The organism is Candidatus Palauibacter sp. (genome assembly GCF_965216145.1).
In the GTDB taxonomy this organism is placed as follows: domain Bacteria; phylum Gemmatimonadota; class Gemmatimonadetes; order Palauibacterales; family Palauibacteraceae; genus Palauibacter.
Genome location: NZ_OZ244149.1, coordinates 892163 through 908375, shown reverse-complemented (window position 1 = coordinate 908375; position 16213 = coordinate 892163). Strand labels below are relative to the sequence as shown.

The 16213-nt window shown below is 66.7% G+C and carries 18 protein-coding genes and 1 tRNA gene; 7 read left to right on the top strand and 12 right to left on the bottom strand.

The window, feature by feature from the left end; all coding sequences use genetic code 11:
- Positions 1 to 86 precede the first annotated feature (86 nt).
- The 3 genes from ACOOHF_RS04010 to ACOOHF_RS04000 all read left to right on the top strand — a co-directional run bounded on the left by ACOOHF_RS04010 (position 87) and on the right by ACOOHF_RS04000 (position 2267).
- A complete protein-coding gene (locus tag ACOOHF_RS04010; RefSeq protein ID WP_420463473.1) occupies positions 87 to 1133 on the top strand; it encodes a UvrD-helicase domain-containing protein in 1047 nt (348 codons plus the stop codon).
- Positions 1120 to 2058, top strand: a complete 939-nt coding sequence (locus ACOOHF_RS04005; RefSeq protein WP_420463472.1) for a 3'-5' exonuclease — start codon at positions 1120 to 1122, stop codon at positions 2056 to 2058. The genes ACOOHF_RS04010 and ACOOHF_RS04005 overlap by 14 nt, the downstream gene beginning before the upstream one ends.
- 136 nt (positions 2059 to 2194) lie before the next feature.
- Positions 2195 to 2267 (top strand) — tRNA-Ala (locus ACOOHF_RS04000).
- 281 nt (positions 2268 to 2548) lie between these two features.
- On the opposite strand, the gene ACOOHF_RS03995 is transcribed toward ACOOHF_RS04000, so the two are convergent.
- Positions 2549 to 2689: a hypothetical protein gene (locus ACOOHF_RS03995; RefSeq protein WP_420463471.1), complete on the bottom strand. Its 141-nt coding sequence runs from the start codon at positions 2687 to 2689 to the stop codon at positions 2549 to 2551.
- Between the two features lie 102 nt (positions 2690 to 2791).
- Here ACOOHF_RS03995 and ACOOHF_RS03990 point away from each other — a divergent pair, with 102 nt between their 5' ends.
- Positions 2792 to 3616 carry a hypothetical protein gene (locus ACOOHF_RS03990; protein WP_420463470.1) on the top strand — a complete coding sequence of 275 codons (825 nt, stop codon included), beginning with the start codon at positions 2792 to 2794 and terminating at the stop codon, positions 3614 to 3616.
- 205 nt (positions 3617 to 3821) lie between these two features.
- Here ACOOHF_RS03990 and ACOOHF_RS03985 read toward each other — a convergent pair whose 3' ends face one another.
- Entirely contained in the window at positions 3822 to 5012 is a 1191-nt protein-coding gene (locus tag ACOOHF_RS03985; protein ID WP_420463469.1) for a serine hydrolase domain-containing protein, read from the bottom strand.
- 197 nt (positions 5013 to 5209) lie between these two features.
- Between ACOOHF_RS03985 and ACOOHF_RS03980 the strand changes: the two genes are divergently transcribed.
- A complete protein-coding gene (locus tag ACOOHF_RS03980; protein ID WP_420463468.1) occupies positions 5210 to 5506 on the top strand; it encodes a helix-turn-helix transcriptional regulator in 297 nt (98 codons plus the stop codon).
- Complete coding sequence (locus ACOOHF_RS03975) at positions 5503 to 6780, top strand: type II toxin-antitoxin system HipA family toxin (RefSeq protein ID WP_420463467.1); 1278 nt, start codon at positions 5503 to 5505, stop codon at positions 6778 to 6780. Before ACOOHF_RS03980 ends, ACOOHF_RS03975 begins: the two co-directional genes overlap by 4 nt.
- Positions 6781 to 6813: 33 nt before the next feature.
- Here ACOOHF_RS03975 and ACOOHF_RS03970 read toward each other — a convergent pair whose 3' ends face one another.
- The 4 genes from ACOOHF_RS03970 to ACOOHF_RS03955 form a co-directional block, all read right to left on the bottom strand.
- Positions 6814 to 8067 (bottom strand): 6-bladed beta-propeller, encoded by a 1254-nt coding sequence (locus ACOOHF_RS03970; protein ID WP_420463466.1) that lies wholly within the window; start codon positions 8065 to 8067, stop codon positions 6814 to 6816.
- 29 nt (positions 8068 to 8096) lie between these two features.
- On the bottom strand, positions 8097 to 9323 hold the full coding sequence (locus tag ACOOHF_RS03965) for a 6-bladed beta-propeller (protein ID WP_420463465.1): 1227 nt from the start codon (positions 9321 to 9323) through the stop codon (positions 8097 to 8099).
- 23 nt (positions 9324 to 9346) lie between these two features.
- On the bottom strand, positions 9347 to 10525 hold the full coding sequence (locus ACOOHF_RS03960) for a 6-bladed beta-propeller (protein WP_420463464.1): 1179 nt from the start codon (positions 10523 to 10525) through the stop codon (positions 9347 to 9349).
- A 104-nt stretch (positions 10526 to 10629) separates the two neighbouring features.
- On the bottom strand, positions 10630 to 11103 hold the full coding sequence (locus tag ACOOHF_RS03955) for an SRPBCC family protein (protein ID WP_420463463.1): 474 nt from the start codon (positions 11101 to 11103) through the stop codon (positions 10630 to 10632).
- 115 nt (positions 11104 to 11218) lie between these two features.
- On the opposite strand from ACOOHF_RS03955, the gene ACOOHF_RS03950 reads away from it, so the two are divergent.
- A complete protein-coding gene (locus ACOOHF_RS03950) occupies positions 11219 to 11905 on the top strand; it encodes a DUF2461 domain-containing protein (RefSeq protein ID WP_420463462.1) in 687 nt (228 codons plus the stop codon).
- A gap of 37 nt (positions 11906 to 11942) precedes the next feature.
- Here ACOOHF_RS03950 and ACOOHF_RS03945 read toward each other — a convergent pair whose 3' ends face one another.
- The 6 genes from ACOOHF_RS03945 to ACOOHF_RS03920 all read right to left on the bottom strand — a co-directional run bounded on the left by ACOOHF_RS03945 (position 11943) and on the right by ACOOHF_RS03920 (position 16187).
- Positions 11943 to 12773 carry a hypothetical protein gene (locus ACOOHF_RS03945; RefSeq protein WP_420463461.1) on the bottom strand — a complete coding sequence of 277 codons (831 nt, stop codon included), beginning with the start codon at positions 12771 to 12773 and terminating at the stop codon, positions 11943 to 11945.
- Positions 12770 to 13876: a hypothetical protein gene (locus ACOOHF_RS03940; protein WP_420463460.1), complete on the bottom strand. Its 1107-nt coding sequence runs from the start codon at positions 13874 to 13876 to the stop codon at positions 12770 to 12772. The genes ACOOHF_RS03945 and ACOOHF_RS03940 overlap by 4 nt, the downstream gene beginning before the upstream one ends.
- 83 nt (positions 13877 to 13959) lie before the next feature.
- A complete protein-coding gene (locus ACOOHF_RS03935; RefSeq protein WP_419936064.1) occupies positions 13960 to 14286 on the bottom strand; it encodes a hypothetical protein in 327 nt (108 codons plus the stop codon).
- Positions 14287 to 14337: 51 nt separating this feature from the next.
- Positions 14338 to 15567, bottom strand: a complete 1230-nt coding sequence (locus tag ACOOHF_RS03930) for a hypothetical protein (RefSeq protein ID WP_420463459.1) — start codon at positions 15565 to 15567, stop codon at positions 14338 to 14340.
- Positions 15568 to 15606: 39 nt separating this feature from the next.
- Positions 15607 to 15966 (bottom strand): PIN domain-containing protein, encoded by a 360-nt coding sequence (locus ACOOHF_RS03925; RefSeq protein WP_419936066.1) that lies wholly within the window; start codon positions 15964 to 15966, stop codon positions 15607 to 15609.
- Entirely contained in the window at positions 15963 to 16187 is a 225-nt protein-coding gene (locus tag ACOOHF_RS03920) for an AbrB/MazE/SpoVT family DNA-binding domain-containing protein (RefSeq protein ID WP_419940352.1), read from the bottom strand. The genes ACOOHF_RS03925 and ACOOHF_RS03920 overlap by 4 nt, the downstream gene beginning before the upstream one ends.
- Positions 16188 to 16213: the final 26 nt, after the last annotated feature.

Genomic DNA, 16213 nt, shown 5'->3' with positions numbered 1-16213 from the left:
CGGCACGAACCGGGTCAGTGCGGGGGGACATCGATGATCAGAGGCCGGGATTCAGGTCAGAAACGGTGGCAAAGGGCAAGTTCCCCTTGAGATCCGCCGTCTCGAAACCCTCGGTGCGGACCATCTCCTTCAAGCCGAGCTTCGCGAAGGACCTCCGGCGGCTTCCGAACACGCAGGTGGCCCGGGTCATGAACAAGATCTCGACTCTCGCGGTCCACCCCGAGGCCGACGCGAAGGTTCGAAAGCGGATGAAGGGCGAGTGGGCGGCGTTTCATCGCCTCCGAAGCGGCGACTACCGCGTGATCTATGCCTTCGATGAGACGTCCGTCAGCCTCTATTCCGTGCGCCTCCGTTCCGACGACACGTACGACTCGACGCCTGCCGACGAGAGCTTTTCCCACGGAACCTTTGATCTGGCGGGCCCAACTGCGGCCGACGTCGCGCCGATCCCGCGGTGGATGCAGCCGGCGGAGCCTCGGGAGGAGGTCACGCCGCTTCCCGAGACCGTGACGGAGGCTCTGCTCAAGGCCTTGGACGTACCGCCGCAGTATCACGCTCGCCTGACGGAGGTTGACTCGCAGGAGGCTCTGCTCGGCTGTCCCGGGGTCCCGGACCATCATCTGCTGGCGATTGACGGTCACATGTTCGAGAAGCCGCTCGCTCTGGTCGACGCGGAACCCACCTACGTCGCAACGGGCGGGGTGGACGACCTGCTCCGCTACGCGCAGGGAGAGCTCGTCCCGTTCCTGCTGAAGCTTCATCCGGAACAGGAGAGACACGTCGCGTGGACGCCGGACGCCGCCGGCCCGACCCTTCTGAAGGGTGGACCCGGGACGGGGAAGACGACGGTCGCCCTCTACCGCGCGCGGGAGATGATCCGGGCCTTGAGGGAGCTGGGCCACCCCGAGCCCCGAATCCTGTTCGCGACCTTCACGAAGGCGCTGGGTACGTTCGCCGGGGAGCTGCTGGAATCCCTGCTCGGCGATGACGCGCGTCTCGTGGACGTTCGGACAGTGGACAGCCTGGCATGGCAGGTGCTCACGGCGTCGGGTGCGCTCCTGCGCCGACCCGAGCCGGAGGACAAGCGAGAGATCGGCGGAGCCCCGCCCTGGCCGACGTGTGCCGCTGGATGAAGCGGCCCGGCGGGTCGTGTGGGCGGCGCACGAGGCGTACGAGCGGGCACTCGCCGAGGCGGGGTGCCGAACGTGGCAGCAGGCGCGGGCGAGCGCCGCGTCTCTCGCGGCTTCGGGCGGGTGTCCGGTGCGGCCCTACGACGCCGTGATCGTGGACGAACTGCAGGATCTCGGGGCGTCCGCGATCCGGTTGCTGCTCGAACTCTGCGCGGAGCCGAACCGCCTCTTTGCCGCGGCGGACGAGAACCAGTCGATCCATACGGCGAGCTTCTCGTGGGACGACGTGCTCAGGCACCGGACCGTCGCGGGCGTCGGGGGCCGTGTCGAGACCCTTACTGCCACCCACCGTTCGACGGAACAGATCATCGAAGGCGCCCGCGATTACCTGGCGGCCGAGCTCGCCGAAGACCTCGCTCCCGACCCGCAGCGGTATGTCCACTCGGGCCCGCTGCCGGTTGTCCGGGCAATGGACGATGTTGACGACGAGGCCGACCTCCTGGCCCGGTACTTGAGAGGCGCCACGCGCGACCTCCACTTCACCGTGGGGTCGAGCGCCGTGCTCGTGCCGCACTCGAGCGACGGACGGAGGATCGCCGAGGCGCTCGAGAAGCGTGGCGTCCCGGCCGTCTTCCAGAACTCACGCAACTTCGAGTTCGACGACAACACGGTGCAGGTCCTCCCCCTGCGTGCGGCGAAGGGGCTGGAGTTTCCGGTGGTGGCCGTGGCCGGATTCATCGGGTCCACCTACCCGGATCTCCCGACCGGGGTGGACGACGAGGCGCAGCCCGACCTCCTCATCCGTGAGCGGCGCACGATCTTCGTCGCCGCCACGCGCGCCATGCGAGCCCTGCTCGTGATCACGCCGACGGGGGATGATTCCATGCTCTTCAACGGTTTCGACTCGAAACTCTGGAACACGGGGTGACGTCGCACCTCTCTCTGCCTGGGCTGAAGCGCCGGGACGTCCCGGGAAGCGGGAGACCTCCGGCAAAACTGGCGCATGGCTCGCCCGCGGCGCATCCTTCAGCGCTCCGGGGCGCCTCACGCCCCGCCAGTTTCGAGGGGCCGTAGCTCAGTTGGGAGAGCGCCTGCTTTGCAAGCAGGAGGTCGTCGGTTCGAATCCGATCGGCTCCATTGGACTTTCCGGGTTCGCGAAGTGTCTTGCTTCTATCTTGGTGGAGGCGTGTGGCGGGTTCGCGTTGAAGGTTCGTGCTTCACGAACGTCCAATAGGCGACGTATGGGGTGGATCGTAAGGGGCGCGCTACTGGCCGGGGGTCTCGTGGCCGTCCCCCACTCAGCTCCTGCGCAATCGCCGGACCCACCGCCCAGTCCGAGCGTGGACACGCTGGAGGGGGGACGCGTTCTTGTGCGGAACACGTCCCCCCGGCGTGGGGGTGACGCCGAGGCATGGGAACTACTCGAGACCCTGCGACTGGGCAAATCCGAGGGCTCCGGGCCGGATATCTTCGGCGATCTCCATGACATAGCCGTCGACGCGCGGGGCAACATCTATGTGGTCGATGGCGGGTGGAGGGAGGTCCGCGTCTTTGATCACCAGGGACGATACCTCAGGCGTATGGCTCGCGAGGGGGGCGGACCTGGGGAGAAGCGGTATTCTGGACGTACAAACAGCGTCGTATGGGAGGCGCCCAACCGCTTGTGGGTCAGCGACGGGCTGCAGCGGCTCGCGCTGGATTCGCTCGGAAACGAGTTGGACCGGGTCGTTATGAGATCGGCCATGGTGCCGGGGCGGCCGATCGACCCAAGGGTCAGGGTTGTCGCCGCCGAAGCGGGTCCGGGGCACTCTACCGTGTACCTGGAATTGACCAGCTATACATCCCACGCCGACGTGGATCGCGGGGCACCCATGGAGCAGTATGCGTGGGCGGCTCGGTTACGACTATCCGACGAGTATGAAACCGTGACCGGAGACACGCTGGTCATCGAGACGATGCCGATATCGGAGGGAGAGACAAGAGAGTCGGCAAGAGGCAACGTATCGATTCAAATGACGATGCAGCACCCGCGGGACCCAGGGGTGATTTGGGGAATCGGGCCCGGGGGCGTGCTGTGGTCCGCACACAAGTCGGCGTACCGACTCCACGAGATCACGTTCGCGGGCGACACGATCCGTACCGTCGAACTGGGTTCGCCCCCGCCCGTGCCGGGCGTCGCCGGCAAGCAGGTGGAGTACAAGCCGGTGCTGGCGGCGCTCGACGTATCACCCGAGGGATGGCTGTGGGTGCGGCGAGAACCGGAGGAGCACGCAGGCGAAGACCTCTCAACTTGGGATCTCTTCGACAACTGCGGCCGCTACCGGGGTGCCGTCGCAGTACCTGAGCAAGTACGGGCGGTGCACATCGGTGCGGCGGGCGAAGTCCACGCCGTTGTCCTGGGCACCTTCGACATCAGCTATGTGCGACGGCTACGCTTGGAAAGCCCGGCAGGCGCCTCAGTCACCAGAGGGATCTGTCCATTCTAGTCGAAGACCGTGTCGCTGATGTCTCCGATCGAGTAATCGAGAGCCATGGGTCGACCATTGATACAGCCCAATGTCGCGGCAAGAACGGCAGATCGTGCAGTCCCAGTTGAACTTAGACGGTTTCTTGCCGTGAATCACAGCCCGCGGCCGACGCTTTGCAAGCAGGAGGTCGTCGGTTCGAATCCGATCGGCTCCATCCGCATGCTCAGCGGGCCTCGATGAAGAGGTCGGCGATCTCGAAGATCACGTCCCCGAAGACAAGCGCGCCCCCCTGCGGATAGCCGATATCCGCGATGTTCGCGGCCACGGCGACGGCCACCCCATCATCAGGATAGATCAGGAGCAGGGCGTTGCCGCCGATCGCCCCACCCGCGTGTCCAACCGCGCGCCGCCCGCCGACCATCTCGGGAGGGAAGAGGCGCCAGCCGATCCCGACTCCGATTTCCTCGCCCGAGACCGTCCGCTGGGGCGTCCACAGCAGTTCGAGCGTTTCCGGCCGGAACAGGTCCGGCTCGAGGTGGGCGTGGGCGAAGCGGAGCAGGTCCTCCGTGGTGGAGAGGAAGCCGCCCCCGGCCCACTTGTGGGAGTTGTCGATGTAGCGGGCGTTGATGAGATGGCCATCCGCCGCGCGGTCGTAGGGGCGCGCGCGGTTCACGACCAGGCTGTCGGTGTGGTCTCCACCCGTGTGGAGCATCCCGAGCGGCCGGAAGACTTCCTCGTCGAGGTACCGCAGGAACCCTCGTCCCGAAGCCGCCGCGATCACCGCACTGATGAGATTGAAGCCGTAGCTGGAGTACGAAAAACCGGTTCCGGGCGTGGCCAGCAGCGGGTCGTCCCGGAAGATCTCGAGCGCCTCGAAGACCGTCTCGTAGCGTCGCGTGAGGTAGTACTCCGCCTCGATGTCCACATAGTGCCGGATCCCGCCCATGTGTCCGGCCAGGAGGCGCGTGGTGATCTCACCTTCCGGCTTTCGGGGGAAGGAGGGGACGTAGTCCTGCACGGGCGCGTCCAGGTCGAGTTCGCCCCGCTGGTGAAGGAGTGCGACGCCGGCCGCGGTCAGGATCTTGGAGACGCTCCCGATCCGATAGCGGGTGAGCGGGGTGGCCGGGCTGCGAAGCTCGAGGTCCGCGTAGCCCATCCCCTCGGACCACACGACCCGGCGCTCCACCGAGACGGAGATGGAGAGGCCGGGGATGGACATCGCCCGCCGCAGCGAGTCGAGCTTCCCGCGCGACGCCGCGATGACCTCCGCCCACCGGCCTTGGTCCGTCCGGGCGAGCGGCAACTCCTGGCCCGCGATGTCGGCCGTCACGTGGCTCAGCGCCGCCATGATGCCCAGCGCCAGGCCCGCGCACCGTCCCCTCCACGCGCTCACTCTCATAGGTCGGATGCTCACTCGCCCCACGCATCCGCGCCAGCCCTGCACCGCCCGCTCGGCAGTCCGGGTGACGGAAAGGTGGTCAGCAGGCTCGTACAGTGTCGTCGATCGATGACATTATACGGTTGTCGGTGTTCGAGGATATCGCACATATGTCGGCGAACGGCTACAATACACGGCCTGAACGTTGCGACCCGACACCGTAAGGATGCGCCATGCAGGTGCGCACAACGAACGAACTCGGCCTCAGAGTCCGCAAGGCGCGGCGCTCCCGCGGCTGGACACAACAGGAGCTTGCCCGCGCCGCCGGTGTCGGCCGGCAGTGGGTCGTCGCCCTCGAGGCCGGAAAACCACGCGTCGAACTGGACAAGGTCCTTCAGACCCTCGCCGCCCTGGACATGTCCATCTCGGTCCGTGATGCGGGGGGGATGAGCTCCTCCGACTCGGACATTGGCATCGCCGTGCCCGACACCGACGCCATCGTCGACGCCCACCGGGATCCCCCCCCGTGAGCGAACGCCTCGTCGCGGTGGCGAGCGGGTGCGTCATGGGGTACGTGCTGCGCGGCGCGAGAGGGAAGCTCTCGTTCGCCTATGACGAGGCGTGGCGCTCGGCGGCGCGTGCCTATCCGCTCTCGCTCGCCATGCCTCTCGCAGCCAGGAGGTACGGTCATGACCAGATCGAACCGTGGCTGTGGGGTCTCCTGCCCGACAACGAGAACGTGCTGGCTCGATGGGCGAGAACGTTCCACGTGTCCGCGCGCAGCGCCTTCTCCCTGTTGCGAGAGACGGGTGAGGACTGCCCGGGCGGCGTTCAACTGGCCACGCTGGAACGCCTGCAGCGCCTGGTCGAATCGGGCCCCCGGGAAGTCGAATGGCTGACCGAAGAGGGTGTCGAGGCGCGCCTGCGCGCCCTGAACGAGGACGGGAGTGCATGGCGGCTCCCGAGCGACGTCGGCCGGTTCAGCCTGGCTGGCGCCCAGTCGAAGACCGCCTTGCTCCTGGAAGACGAGCGCTGGGGTGTTCCGCGGGGAAGGACACCCACCACACACATCCTGAAGCCTCCGATTCCCGGCTTCCCGGGACACTGCGAGAACGAACACCTCTGCCTGGCCCTGGCCCGGTCGCTGGAAATCCCGGCGGCCCGTTCAAGGGTGTGCCGCTTCGGCGCAGAAACGGCCGTCGTCGTGGAGAGGTACGACCGCACCCTGGTAGACGGTCATCTGGTCAGAGTACACCAGGAAGACCTCTGTCAGGTCCTGGGTTTGCCGCCAACCATGAAGTACGAGAATGAAGGCGGCCCGGGCTGCGGGCAGATCGCTCAGGCCATACGTAGGCACTCGGGCCGACCGGGCCGGGATGTCCGGACCTTCGTACGGGCGCTCGCGTTGAACTGGATCATCGGGGGGACCGACGCCCACGCGAAGAACTTCTCCCTTCTCATCGGCGCCGCCGGCCGCGCGTCCCTCGCCCCCCTGTACGACGTGGCCAGCCTGCTGCCCTACCCCGGCCACTACGAACCGAAGCTCAAGTTGGCGATGAAGATCGGGGACGAAGCCCGGCTGGGGTACACCCAGGCGAGACACTGGGCGCGCCTTGCGAGGGATGTGGGGCTGGCGGCGTCGGAGGTACTGGAATCCTGCGCATCGCTCGCTGCCGCGATCTCGGGGCGACTTCCGGGAATCGTGCAAGCGGCCCGCAATGACGGGCTGGACCATCCGATCCTGAACCGTCTGGAAGAGGCGATTCTGGCTCGCGCCGAGGTCTGCCGGGCGAAGGTAGGGTAGGACGCTGATCTCGTCCGTCAGACCCGCGCCGTCTCAACGGCAAAGCGTTTCGTGAAGTGGGACTCGTCTCACGACCACCGTCTGGACATCGAGGGCATCCCGTTCAACGAACGCGGCCAGGCCTCCGGGTCCGAACGCGCGCGGTAGTCCCGTCGCTCCCGTGGGGTAGCTGCCAACGTAGCAGCCGTCCGGAGTGAGGACATCGATGGGCCCGCTCGCGCGAGGGCCATCGCCCGAGCGCTGAACCCAGATCGTCCCGTTCCAACTGGTCATCAGGTATCGGATGACGGGAATCTCCTCGAAGAACTCCAGCGCCCGGATCGCCTCGAGCCGCCCTTCTCGCATGCCGGACCCGGCGATGTCCACCCCCGCGATTCCGAAGCCGCCCAAAAACTCATCCAGGGATTCCTGGCGTCGATCTCTCTCCGCCTGCTTCATCCGTTCCGTGACCGGCGCGGGGGAGACGGGTCGGGTCAGGATCCGCGAGATCCCGGTCTCACGGCTCGCAATCTTGATGGCATAGGCGGAGGAATCCGAATACGCGACCATCCCGCCCGGTAGTACTCCTACATGCAGTTCCGGCTCGAAACCACGACGGCTGTATCCTTCGCCGACGGCGGACGCCGTCCGCGGGGGTGCCCAACCCTCCGCAACAGGTTCTCGCGTCACCACCTCGCCCGTGAGGATCAGCCGTTCAATCGGACGCGATGCGGGGGGTCTTCTGATCTCGGGCGAAGCGCCCTCCGAATAGACCGTAAAGACACCGGCGTTCCGCGTGCCCACGACAACGGATTCACCTCCGGGCCCCGGCCACATCCAGGGAACCACGACGTGCCCGGCATCCGCGTCCATCCGCACATGGCGCTCGAATTCCCCGTTCGCGTCAAAGATCAGGTAGGCGCGATGCTCCGCGTCGCCGACGACGACCCGTCCATCGCGCATGACGGCCATCGCCAACGCGGATCTGAACTCACCGGGGCCGTCCCCCTCGCGCCCGAACTCGCGTAGGAGATGTCCGCTTGGATCCACGACGACGATCCGGCTGGCCCGCCGGTCGAACAGGTACAGATTCCCGCTCGCGTCGAAGCCCGGGTTGACGATCTCGGAGAACATCTCCCATTCCTCTCCGTCCGCGGCCCCGACCCGGTACACTTCCTCGAAGTCGGCTTTGAGCCGGCGATCCTCTCCCGGGAGTTCGACGATCTCCTGCGCGCCCGCGCCCGCCACGCGTGCCAGGAATGTGGCCAGCGCCGTGATCGCTGCTCCAGTGGAGCGTCCTGTTCTCACCCCTACATTCCTTGCTTGGGACGGGTGAGTCAGTTAGCGGCACGCGGGAGACGCTTCACGACCACTGTCTGGACATCGAACCCGTCCCGTTCGATGAACGCGGCCAGTCCTCCGGGTCCGAAGGCATCCGGGATTCGCGTCGCCCCGGTCCGAAAGCTCCCCAGATAGCTGCCGTCGGCCGTGAGGATGTCGATGGGGCCGTCTTCGTGAGGCTCCTCGCCGCGGCGCTGGACCCAGATCCGGCCTCTCCAGCTGGTGGTGAGCGCATGCACCACCGGAACCTCCTCGAAGAACTCCATGGTCTCGGCCCATTCGACCCAATAGTTGCCGGCGCCACCCCCGACTGCGCGCACCCCATCAGGGGTCCGGGTGATGGATCCTCCTCCCGCCTCGGCGATTCTCCGGTCCCTTTCCGCTCTTTCCATGCGTTCAGTAACAGCTTCGGGGAAGAACGGTCGCGTGAGAATGTGGGAGACTCCGTCTTCAGCGGTCGCGATCTTGATTGCGTAAGCAGAGGAATCCGAGAATGCGACCCTCCCGTCGGGAAGCGGACCCACCCAGAGGCCCGGTTCGAAGGCTCGACGCTCGTCCGCCTCTCCGCGTGGTGGTCGCCACCCCTCCGCGATCGTCTCCCGAAGCACGTCGTCCCCGGTGAGAATCAGCCGCGCGATCGGACGCGTGAGCGGACGGGGGGTCCCCTCCGGAACTCCCCCAAGATACGACGCGCCGGCGAGCTGTGTGCCCACGACGACGGACTCGCCTCCGCTCTCGGGCCACATCCACGGGAAAGATATGTGGGCTGGATTGCCATCCGGGCGAACCTGGCGTTCGAATTCTCCGTCCGCGTCAAATACTAGATAGGCGCGCCGCCTGAAATCACCGACAACGATCCGACCGTCGCGCATGACGGCCATCGACAGCGCGCCCCCGAACTCGCCCGGTCCTTCGCCAAGGCGGCCGACCTCCCGGAGGAGCTCCCCAGCCGGCGTCACAACGATGACGCGACCGGCCAGGGGATCGAGAACGTAGAGATTCCCGGCTCCGTCGAACGCTACGTTGCGGACCCTCCCGAACTCCTGCCACGCCACGCCAACAGCGGCCCCGACCTCGTACACCTCCTGGAAGTCGGCCTCGAGCCAGCGATCCTCGCCCGGGAGTTCGATGACTTCCTGCGCGCCCGCCCGGTCCGTCGCCGATAGCGATCCGGTCGCAGCGACGCAGACGCCAAGCACCCCCGATCTGAATCGATCTCTCACAATCCTCACCGCCTCCGCAGACATCAGTTGACCGTACGCGGGAGTCGCTTCACGACTACGGTCTGCACATCGAGTTCGTCCCGTTCGATGAAGGCCGCCAGCCCTTCGGGTCCGAACGCGTCGGGAAGCTGCGTTGCTCCGGTGCGGTAGCTGCCGAGGTAGCGGCCATCCGCGGCAAGGATGTCGATGGGGCCGTCGCTGACGGGCTCGTCGCCGCGGCGCAGGACCCAGATCCGACCGCGCCAACTCGTGCGCAGGTCTCGCACGACGGGAACCTCTTCGGCGAACTCCAGCGTCTCGATTTGCTCGCGCGCCCGGGCACCGGTCCCGGATACCGTCATTCTGTCCCCGGACCGGGAGACCGAACTTTCCGGACGATCTTCCCGATCCCTCAACCTGCGGTCCTTCTCCGCCCTCATCACGCGTTCCGTAACGGGCTCGGGTGAGAAGGGCCGGGCAAGTATCGAACTGATCCGGCCATCCCGTTCCGCGAGCTTGATCGCGTACGCAGAAGAGTCTGAGAAGGCGATGCGTCCCTCAGGTAACACGCCCGCGTAGACCTCTGGTTCGAATCCTCTGCGGTCACCTCGGGCGATCACCTGTTGCGGCCCTCCGCCGAAGGTACGTGCGGCCGGCTTGGTCCAGGCGGGACCCCAGACCTCGGCCGCGGTCTCCACTGCTGCCTCGTCACCCGTGAGGAATATTCGCTCGATCGTGCGTGTGTCGGGGAAGACCCATATGGAATCGCGCAGCACGGACTGAAAGACAGCGCCTAGCATCTTTGCACCCCTGACCACGGATTCGCCACCGGCCTCCAGGTACATCTCTCGGACCTGTGCAAAACCGCCCATGCGCACCATCCGCTCGAGATTCCCGCCGGGGTCGAAGAGGTGGTAGGCGCGATGTCCCATGTCCGCGACGACGACCCTGCCGTCGTGCATGACGACCATATCCATGGCCGACTGGAATTCGCCCGGTCCCTCCCCTCTGCGACCAAACTCGCGCACGAAATCTCCATCGGGTCCGACAACAACGACCCGCGCCGCCAGGCGATCGAACAGGTAGAGGTTCCCGGCATCGTCGAACCCCACCCGGCCGATCGTGCCGAACTCCTCCCACGCTTCTCCAAGCGCGGAGCCGACGCGGTAGACCTCCTCGAAATCGGCCTCCAGCCAGCGGTCTTCTCCCGGGAGTTCGATCATCTGCTGGGCTCCCGCGATTCCGGGCGCCGCCGAGATCGCCATCGTCGCCAGGAGCGCCGGGGCGATTCCGGCCGCTCCTGAACAGCTACGTCGCGTCGCAGGATTCAAACCGGCGGGCATCGGGCACCATCCTTTCCGGCCGCCTCGGCGTACGCCTTCACGGCATCGAGATCCGCTGCAATCGCCTTGGCCACGACTCCCTTCATGAGCGGCGTGACGAGTTTGGCGCCAAGCCTGTATGGCCTCGCCTCCATCACCATGACCAGCCGCGTCCCTCGGCCATCCGGGCCCGGCTCGACGGTGAATATCGTGTCCCAGATCGTGCCGCCCTGGTCGGACACGACGCGAACACGCTCGTCCTGCACGTATTCGGTCACCTCCAGCTCCGAGGTCGCCCTTCTGCTCCCCATGAGCCGCGTCTCCCGGAAGCGGGCGCCCACGCCCCTCCTTGCCTCCGACAGGAACTCCACATGCTCGATGTGAGGCACTGCCTCGGAAAAGTTGGAGACATCGGCGACGGTCGAGAAAACGACACCAACTGGAGCGTCGATGGTACGGCTGAGTTCGGTGCGCGTCATGGTGGGCGGCCGTCTGGTCGATGGCAGGTCCCTCTGCTTGCTTCCTTCGGACCGACACCATAGCTATCGGCCCCGCTCATCATACCCGTATCCTCAGCCGACAAGCCACCTTGCGATGACCGCAGCCTACTACACGCCCCACACCTTCAGCTTCCTGAGCGATCTGGCCGCCAACAACAACCGCGAGTGGTTTCTCGCCAACAAGTCACGATACGAGGCGGACGTCAAAGAGCCGGCGCTCCGTTTCATCTCCGATTTCGCCACGCCCCTCGAGGGAATCAGCCCCCACTTTCGCGCCGACCCGAGGGCGAATGGCGGCTCGCTCTTCCGGATCTACCGCGACACCCGCTTCTCCAGGAACAAGACCCCATACAAGACCTCCACCGGCATCCAGTTCAGGCACGAGGCGGGCAGGGACGCCCATGCTCCCGGCTTCTACCTGCACATCCAGCCTGGGCATTGCTTCATGGGTTGCGGCTCCTGGCGCCCCGGCGGTCAGGCGCTCCGGCAGATCCGCGAGTCCATCGACGAGGATCCGCAAGCCTGGAAGCGGGCGTCGCGAGGCGCGCGTTGTCGCAGGACCTTCGAGCTCTCGGGCGACTCGCTCATCCGGGCCCCGCAGGGCTTCAGGGTGGACCATCCGCTGATTGAGGACCTGCGGCGCAAGGACTTCATCGCGGTGGTGCAACTGAGCGAAGACGACCTGATGTCGGACGACTTCCTGGACAGGTTTACCGCCCTGTGCCGCACGGCCGCGCCGTTCCAGCGATGGCTCTGCCGAGCGACCGGCGTGTCGTACTGAGGGCCTTGGCCAGGCTGCCCGACCGGAATCACCACCCTCATGGGATCGTGGGGTTCGGGTACGGGGGGACTCGCAGGAGCCCCGGGATACCGAATGCGCGGGACACGCCGACCACGATCTCGATGTTGGCGTTCCCCTCGTCCCATTCGTCGAGCCTTGTGGCGAGGCCGAGGTCGAGGACACTCCAGTTGCTGACCTGGAGGCGGGTACCGATCTCGGCCCAGACCCGTGCTCGACCCGCGGAAACCGGAGCCTCCACGTAGAGGTCGGCCAGGATCGCGCGGCTGAACAATCCCAGGGGGTAGTCCGCGCCAATGCCGAAGCGCCAGTAGTCGCCGCCATCGGCCGCGCCGGCGATGCGGTAGCCGCCGTTTGCGTGCAGGCGGAGTCGGCCCAGAGAGCGCGTGGCGATCCCCGTTGCGCCGAACTGCGAGGCGTCGTGACCGATGCCGCCTGCGCCCGGCGTACTCGCGTCGAGCCGCAGGCCCAGCGCGGGGAGCGAGACGGTTTCCCGGGCCACGCCATAGAGCAGGTGAACGGAAGCGGCTTCAATCCCGCCGCCCGTGCCGTCCCCATCCGGGCGCTCGATGCCTCCTTCGATCTCGACGCCCACCTGTCCGTTGCGGAACAGCCCGGTCTTGAACTCGAGCAGGCCGAGCAGGCCGCGGTCGCCTTCGCCGAGGGAGCCGCGCACACCGCTCTGAAACTCCCACTCGCGGAACTTGATCGGATGCGCATCCTCGACATGGATCGGCCGGTCGAGTTCGGCGGCGCGAAAGTCCTCCTGAGCGGCAACTGTCCCAGGGAGGGCGGCGGCTCCCGGTCCCAGCGCGATGCCCAGCGCGACGACCCGCGCGGCGGCCCTCACCGGTCACCTCCGTTCCGGGCGCCCACTGGCAGGTCGCGTCTCGGTGCGGGGAGGGGTCGCATGAACTCGCCCATCGGCGCCATCCGGGCTTCGGGGTGCCCCTGCGGCAGCCACTCGCCCGTCGGCAGTTCCGTCGGCACCCGCATCGCGTGGGGGCTCATGCGGTGGTCCCCGCCCATCGGCATCCCGGGCGCTTCCACTGTGTCCTGGCCCGCGTAGGTCATCTGCCCGCGCAGGCGCTCGATCTCCGCCGCCTTCTCCGGCCGGGAATACGAGGGATCGGCCATGATGTCGTTCACGACATCGTGCATCATGTGGAGGTTGTCGAAGATGTGCGCGGCGGCCGGGAACATGCGCGAGAACTGCGGCGCGACCTCTCCCGTCAGCGGCATGACGTGTGGAAGTTCGGCGAGCACGGAATCGGTGAAGACATCAATGACCCGATCGAGTTCCATGCCGCGCCGCTCGGCGTCCGGCTCCATCAGCGCCTCGTACACGGCCGCGTGGTGCCAGTGGTAGGCCCACAGGATCCCGTTGATGTCCGGATACGCCGCGTAGAAGTTGCCGGCCCACTCCCCGCCGCCCTCCATGAAGCGGTGTCCGTAGCCGCGAGTGGAAAACGCGGCCTCCGGCTCCGACAGGTAGTAGGCGATGGCTCGTTCTCCCGCGGCCCGTTTGTCGGCGATCCGGTCGTCCGTGAGGATGTCGTACAGCTGCGAGTGCAACATGTGCGTCCAGTCCATCGACTGGGCCGTCTCGAACGCGAGGCGCGTCCAACCCGGCGCGATGATCTGCGCGGGCGGCTCGAACCTGGGCGGATCCGCGATGTACGCCCGGACCTGTGTCTCGAACTCGGACATTTGCCTCGGCGTGTCCTCCCCCGGGCTCATCAGGATCTCGTACGCGGCGAAGTGCGTGAAATGGGCGGCGTAGAACGATCTCGCCGCCTCTTCGTGCGTGTCGTAGAACGCGAAGTTGTAAGGTGCGGCGAGGCGGTAGACGCCGTTGCGTTGCGTCGACCCGCAGCCGGCTGCGAAGGCCGCGGCGAACGCGGCGAGCCCGAGAATCCCTGCTGGATGCCGGGCGAAACGTACGGATGGCATGCGATGCCCCTTGTCTGAACGGTGACATCCGGCCGCGGCACGTCATCGTGACGCGGTCGGAGTGCCTGTGTGGCTATGTCCGTTCAGGCGGTTCTTGGAGGGGGTGTGTCCGGAGAGGCGCGCGACAGAATCGGGGCCGCGCTGCCCTGAAGCGTGGGATCCCATGCTTGCGAGAAGGCGCGAAAGCCCGGTCCGGCCTCCGCGAGCGAAGCCTGCAGCACGACGGCGCAGCCCATCAGCGAGTGGCAGTCAGCGGCGTCCGATGCGTCGCCGGGGGCGTCGGCGAACGCAGCGACCATCCCCGCGTGGTGATGGTTGGGGTGCTCATGCGATCCCGCCTGGCATAGCGACGCGCGCGCGTACGGCAGGACGAGCGCAATCAGGAGCAGGGAGTTGGCGATCCGGCGCATGATTGCAGTCTAAGCCGGCCGGCCCACCGAGTCGATTCCCGGGGGCGGGGTTCAGTCTTCGCGCACCGTGCGCGGGAGGCGCTTCACCACCACGGTCTGCACATCGAATTCGTCCCGTTCGATGAACGCGGCCAGGCCCTCCGGGCCGAAGGCGTTCGGGATCCGTGTCGCGCCGGTGCGATAGCTCCCCAGATAGCGGCCGTCCGGCGTGAGGATGTCGATGGGACCGACTTCGTGGGGGTCGTCTCCGCGGCGCTGAACCCAGATCCGGCCGTTCCAACTCGTGCGCAGCCCGCGGACGATGGGGACCTCGTCAAAGAACTCCATCGTCTCGATCTGCTCGACCCAGCGGTTCCTCTCCCTCCCCCCTCCTCCGACCCCGCGCACGCCGTCGGGAGTCCGAATGAGCGACCCCTGTCCGAGAAGTTCCCTCAGGCGGCGGTCCCTCTCCGCCCTTTCCATCCGTTCCGTGACCGGCTCGGGCGAGAAGGGTCGGGTCAGGATCCGCGAGATGCCGGTCTCGCTGCTGGCGATCTTGATGGCGTAGGCGGAGGAATCCGAATACGCGACCCACCCCCCGGGGAGCACGTCCACCTGGAGTTCCGGTTCGAAAGCTCGACGCCTGTTCTCGTCTCCGCGTGGTGGTTCCCACCCCTGCACGATGGTTTCCCGCGCCAGCTCCTCGCCCGTGAACGTCCATCGCTCGATCACACGTGCGGGCGGTCCTATGCTTGATCCACCACCGTAGAAAGCACCGGCCATCCGCGAGCCCACGATAACCGACTCGCCACCGCGCTCGGGAAACATCCACGGGAAGGTGTGGGATCCCTCACCGCCCACGGGGATGCGACGCTCATATGCGCCGTACGCGTCGAAGATCTGATAGGCTCGATGTCCGACATCGGCGATTACGACCCGGCCATCGGCCATGACCGCCATCTCAATCGCGTGCCTGAACTCCCCAGGTCCTTCGCCCAGGCGGCCAAACTCGCGAAGGAGCTCTCCGCCGGGCGCCACGACGACGACCCGCCCGGCGAGGGAATCGAGCACGTAGAGATTCCCGGCCGCGTCGAAAGCCACCTGGCGCAAAGTGCCGAACTCCTGCCACACCTCGCCGTCCGCGGACCCGACCCGGTACACCTCCTCGAACCTCGTTTCGAGCCAGCGATCCTCGCCCGGAAGCTCGATAGTCTCTTGAGCAAGCACCTTCGCCACACTCAGGGTCCCTGCCAGGAGCGGAATTGCCGTAAGGGTGGTCCCGAACCGGTATCGTCTAGCCATTGCACACCTCATCGCGGCCCATGGGTGTCCTCGTCCACCCTACCAAGGTCCCACTACCCGGGCTGGCACGCGAGGTTGCGCCCCGGGTCGTGCTACCCGGGAGAGTCGGCGGCGCTCGCGAATCGGGTCCCGGCACTCTGGAACCTGGGGCGGGTCTACGACGCCGATCGACTCGCAGAAGGGCAGGTAGTCGGCCAACAGATCCTCCCGCTCTCCGTCTGTCAGGCGGAACTTCGGATAACACAGCACGCGGACGAGTTCCGAAACCGTATCCCGGCTCGCCAACGGCAGAATCGCGGCCGAGCGCCAAACGTCCCGCAGCCACCTCACCATTCCCGTGGGAAAGAGCAGGGCCGACAGCAGCACGTTGGTGTCCAGAACCGTTCGAACCGGCGTCATTCCTTCCGGCGCGCCCAGGCGACGGCGTCCGCCACGTCCCCATCCGACAGGCCGAGCTCGGCCAGCTTCGCCCGCACCGCGTCCGCCCGCGTCACCTGCACGGGGGTCAACACGATGCGGCCGTTCTCCTCCGCCACATCGAAGTAGTCGATATCAGGGAAGCCCGAGATCACGGCCTTCGGGAGGGTCAACTGGTTCTTGGAGGTCAGCTTGGCGAGCATGACAGCCTTCTTTCCTGCAAATAAGG